Origin of the sequence: Nostoc sp. CHAB 5715 (assembly GCF_020829685.1) — a bacterium.
Classification (GTDB): Bacteria; Cyanobacteriota; Cyanobacteriia; order Cyanobacteriales; family Nostocaceae; genus Nostoc.
Genome location: NZ_JAIVFR010000674.1, coordinates 1 through 4313, shown reverse-complemented (window position 1 = coordinate 4313; position 4313 = coordinate 1). Strand labels below are relative to the sequence as shown.

Below are 4313 nucleotides of genomic sequence, written 5' to 3'. Positions count from 1 at the left end.
TTATTGTAGAAGGTGAAGAGTCTTGGGAGGACAAAAATTAAATTTTCAGCACTTTCAAAGTTTTGAGGCTTGTGTCATTGCAACCGGTGATAAATCCTCCCATCGCCTGAATTTGTTGCAGATAGTCAAGGACGGGTTTGGTGATGATTTCTCCCGGCATTAACAAGGGAATTCCTGGGGGATAGGGACAGACGATTTCGGCACAGATGCGTTGATTGGTCTGTATTAAAGGTAGTATTTCACTGACAGCAAAAAAGGCTTCACGGGGAGAATAACATAAATCATGACACTGTGTAGTGAAAATATCCTGCCAAAGATCGCTTTTAACAGTTAAGTTGGTTCGGCGATATTCTTTGGCAAGAATAGTAAAACTTTGTATCAGTTGCTCAATATCGGCTGGGGTGTTGCCCAAACTAATGATAAAAGTGAGATGTTGTAGTGAGGCGAATTCAGCAGTAACAGCAAATTTTTCATCGAGAATTTCATCTGCCTCAAATCCGGTTAAGCCTAAACCAGAAACAGTGACAGTTAATCGCGTTTCGTCTAAACCCACAAAGCCAGAATATCCCCCTAACCCCTCTTGATAAGCAGGAATCTGTAAAACAGATAATCCAGGAATTTGACTGATTTTTGTTCTAGCTTCATCAGCTAGTTGCAAAGTGCGAGACATCAGCATTTTTCCGTGGAGTGCCATTTGCTGACGCGCTGCATCTAGAGAAGCTAAAAGTAAATAACTAGGACTGGTAGATTGTACGAGTTGCAAAGCTTTACTGATGCGATCGCAATCTATCCTGTCACCTTGGATGTGCAGCATTGATGCCTGTGTCATTGCACCAAGTACTTTGTGGATGGATTGTACAGTTAAATCAGCACCTGCGGCTAAAGCTGGAGTCGGTAATTCTGGATGAAAGGCAAAGTGTGCGCCGTGTGCCTCATCTACAAGTAGAGGAATATTATATTGATGTGTGATATTGGCGATCGCACTCAAATTTCCACAAACGCCGTAATATGTTGGGTAAACTGTCAACACTGCTTTAGCGTCTGGATGTTGTTGGAGTGCAGATTTTACAGCATTAGGCGTGATGCTATGGGCAATATCTAAAACTGGATCGTATTCAGGATTGATAAAAATTGGTATTGCACCGGAGAGAATTAAACCAGCGATCGCAGAAGAATGTACATTTCGAGGCAGAATGATTTTATCGCCTGTGCCACAGGTAGCGAGAATTGCTGCTTCAATCCCACAGGTAGAACCATTGACAAGGAACCATGTTTGTGAAGCGCCAAATGCCTCAGCTGCTAGTTGTTGTGCTTCTTGAATAACGCCTTGGGGTGCAAAGAGATTATCTAAATCTGCTAATTCGGTTAGATCAGCGCGAAAGACGGCTTTACCAAATAAGTCAGCCAAGGGTTGAGAAATTCCCTCACCTTGTTTATGTCCTGGAGTGTAAAAAGGCGCATGGAGTCTTGCTGCATTGGCTTTTAAGGCATCTAATAAGGGTGTTTGGTTTTGATTGAGCATTAAAATAATTCGTAATTCGTAATTCGTAATTAAAAAAACAAACCGTTAATTTGGTCAACAGTTTAAGGTAGATTGGATAGTACCTGATACAGACGGAATCAGGCTGCGGACAATCTTGGAAACTACCGCTAATAATCTTTATCCACGTTTGATTACTGCATTTCTGAAGTTAAATGAAAAAAATTAAACTTTTGGATACTATTGCTACACTCAAGCCGATTCCCATTGAGAGATTACAACTAGTGGAAGAAGATTATACTTCTATCGAAAGCTTACCCAGCGGGCAAGTTGGGACAATTGTAGAAGTGTATGAGCAAGAAGAAGAATATCATTATTTAGTCGAGTTTGCTGATACCCAAGGCTGTGAATATGCAATGGCGACTTTGAGAGCAGATGAAATCTTAGTTTTACATTATGATTTGGCAATTGCTTAAGTTTTTACTTTAGGGTTTATATCTGAATTAAACAGGACTTACGCAAAAATCGCCCAAAAGCTTAATTTATCGAACCGCCAAGACGCCAAGAACGCCAAGAATTCGTAGAGCGTGCGTAAGTCCTATTAAAGTGCGATCACATTAATTATCCTCCTAATTGACAATTATTTATCATAATAAAATTAATACAGGTACTAATGCAAAATTAAATATACATTTGTCATTGCGAATGAAGCGAAGCGAAATGAAGCAATCGCAAGGGTTTGGCGATTGCTTCTCTACGAGACGCTACGCGTAGCTTGCTTCTTTGTTCGCGTAGCGTTCCGTAGGAAAGGAGCACGCTACATTTCATTTCGCTCGCAATGACATAAATAATTTTGCGTAATACCGTTTATTTGTGAATTAGCTTCTTACTGCACGCTCTCTCACCCATTGTTTTAACAGAGGAATTTCAAAATATAGGATTCCTATTTGATTTTTGAATAAACACCGTACACCTCGAAAAGCCTGATTCCCTACTCCCTACTCCCTATTCCCTACTCCCCGCCTACGCAAATAATTTCAAAAATCAAAGCGGATTACTATATTATTTTTAAAATATTTTTTTGATTAGGCAGATAAATCTATGTAAATGGTATTGGATTATACAAAAATAAATGTTTATGAGTTACATTTTCATATATGCAATATGTATTTTAAAAGCCAACAATTTCTGATTTATTTTTAATTAATATATTTAGCTAAATGATGACAAAAGATATTATTTGTTTATATCAAAAAAGCAAAGCTAATTATGAAGAAACTGTAAACTTAGTAGCAGAATATTATCATGCATTAAATATTAAAATCATTAATAAATCAGATGAAATCCAATTAGAACAGGCTTCAATATTTTCCAAAAACACTTTATGGTCAAAGCTAAAATGTTCATTAAATGTAAATTTACAGCGCTTTTCAAGTAATTGAACTACACCACTCCCCACTCCCCACTCCCCACTCCCCGTCTCATCTGTGGTCTAAATACCTGAAAAATGCTGTAAATAAATATTAAGATTTTCTTTAAGCTCGAGACGAACAAATTAATCATTATTTTTATGAAATGTATAGTTAATAAAGAAGTTTTATCCGGCTCGGTTTTAAAGCCTTAAATAGCTTCCAATTGGATGCGGACTCAAAATATGGATGTGGGGAGTGAGTTTGGTGAGAAGAGATTATTCTCGCCAGAAAGATAATGTGGTAGCGAGTCATGAATAAACAGGACTCATCCAGGGGAGACCTGAGCCAGACATCTCAACGATTAGAGTGGGAAAAGAGCCAAATGCCTTATACAATTCCTAACAACAGTTGCGTTGGATGTGACAACTGCCGCCCCCAATGTCCTACGGGTGCAATCAGAATAGAGGACAATGAATACTGGATTGATCCTGGTCTTTGTAATAATTGTGAGGGCTATTATTCAGAACCGCAATGTGTAATAGCTTGTCCAACTAATTCTCCGATTCCTTGGCAGTCGAAAAAGGGGAGATGCAAAGTAGAACCGAGAGATGCTAGCAGTTTAGACTTGTTTTCTAACGGCAAGAATAACCCATTTGCTTCAGCGATCGCTATTTGGGAAGCTTGTAATGTACTAGCACAACGCACATCGCTACATTGGGAAACCGATGAAGAAGGCTATATAAGTTACAGCCGACAAATTAATCAAGGCCGAGGTGCGATCGCTTTTCACATCCAAGATCCATTTAAAGTTAACGACTTGGCCACAGATTTAGCAGCAGTTGAGGGGCTTGACATCAGAGCCGCTTGCATACATCTAATTTTTGCAGCTTATGCTACAGCCTTAGATCAACCTTGGGAGCAAGAATTTGCGATCGATGAGCGACAAATTGAGAAATATTTGGGGATGGAAAAACGCAAAGATTTAAGTAAAGCTGCCAAACTAGCTTTAATGAAAAATCTTGTCCAGCAAGCTTGCTCCCTGATTATCTGCATTGACTGGCCTCAACAAGGGCGAATTAACGGATTCTCTATTACAGATAGCCGCTTATGGCACTTAGTAGATATTCAGCACCACTTTCAAGAAGACAATCTTGGTTGCAAATATCTGATTGGGCTAACTTTTAAAGTAAAAGCAGGCTTATGGGCACAATATTTCTTAAACAAACAAGCATGTTAAGAGCGAACCGCATTCTATCCATACGGCAGTCTTCCCAAAACGCTGCTAACCACAGTCATGAGTATTTGGCAGCAACATGAAGGTGCAGTCCGATTAATGCTGTGGTTGCTGTTTAAAACCAAACTGGGTAAAGAACAACGCATTACTATTCCTACCTTGCTGCGTATTGCTTATGGAGAAGAAA

The 4313-nt window shown here is 39.2% G+C and carries 3 protein-coding genes and 1 pseudogene; 2 read left to right on the top strand and 2 right to left on the bottom strand.

What is annotated here, in order from left to right; all coding sequences use genetic code 11:
• Positions 1-37 precede the first annotated feature (37 nt).
• A complete protein-coding gene (locus tag LC574_RS28780) occupies positions 38-1522 on the bottom strand; it encodes an aminotransferase class I/II-fold pyridoxal phosphate-dependent enzyme (protein ID WP_229457054.1) in 1485 nt (494 codons plus the stop codon).
• Between the two features lie 173 nt (positions 1523-1695).
• On the opposite strand from LC574_RS28780, the gene LC574_RS28775 reads away from it, so the two are divergent.
• On the top strand, positions 1696-1956 hold the full coding sequence (locus LC574_RS28775) for a DUF4926 domain-containing protein (protein WP_229457053.1): 261 nt from the start codon (positions 1696-1698) through the stop codon (positions 1954-1956).
• Positions 1957-2783: 827 nt separating this feature from the next.
• On the opposite strand, the gene LC574_RS28770 is transcribed toward LC574_RS28775, so the two are convergent.
• Positions 2784-2939, bottom strand: a complete 156-nt coding sequence (locus LC574_RS28770) for a hypothetical protein (protein WP_229457052.1) — start codon at positions 2937-2939, stop codon at positions 2784-2786.
• 335 nt (positions 2940-3274) lie between these two features.
• Here LC574_RS28770 and LC574_RS28765 point away from each other — a divergent pair.
• Positions 3275-4313: pseudogene (locus LC574_RS28765) on the top strand (4Fe-4S binding protein); the annotation flags it as partial.

Excerpts from the sequence above, each read along its gene's own strand:
- LC574_RS28780 (WP_229457054.1), bottom strand. The coding sequence starts at position 1,522 with ATGCTCAATCAAAACCAAACACCCTTATTAGATGCCTTAAAAGCCAAT.
- LC574_RS28775 (WP_229457053.1), top strand. The coding sequence starts at position 1,696 with ATGAAAAAAATTAAACTTTTGGATACTATTGCTACACTCAAGCCGATT.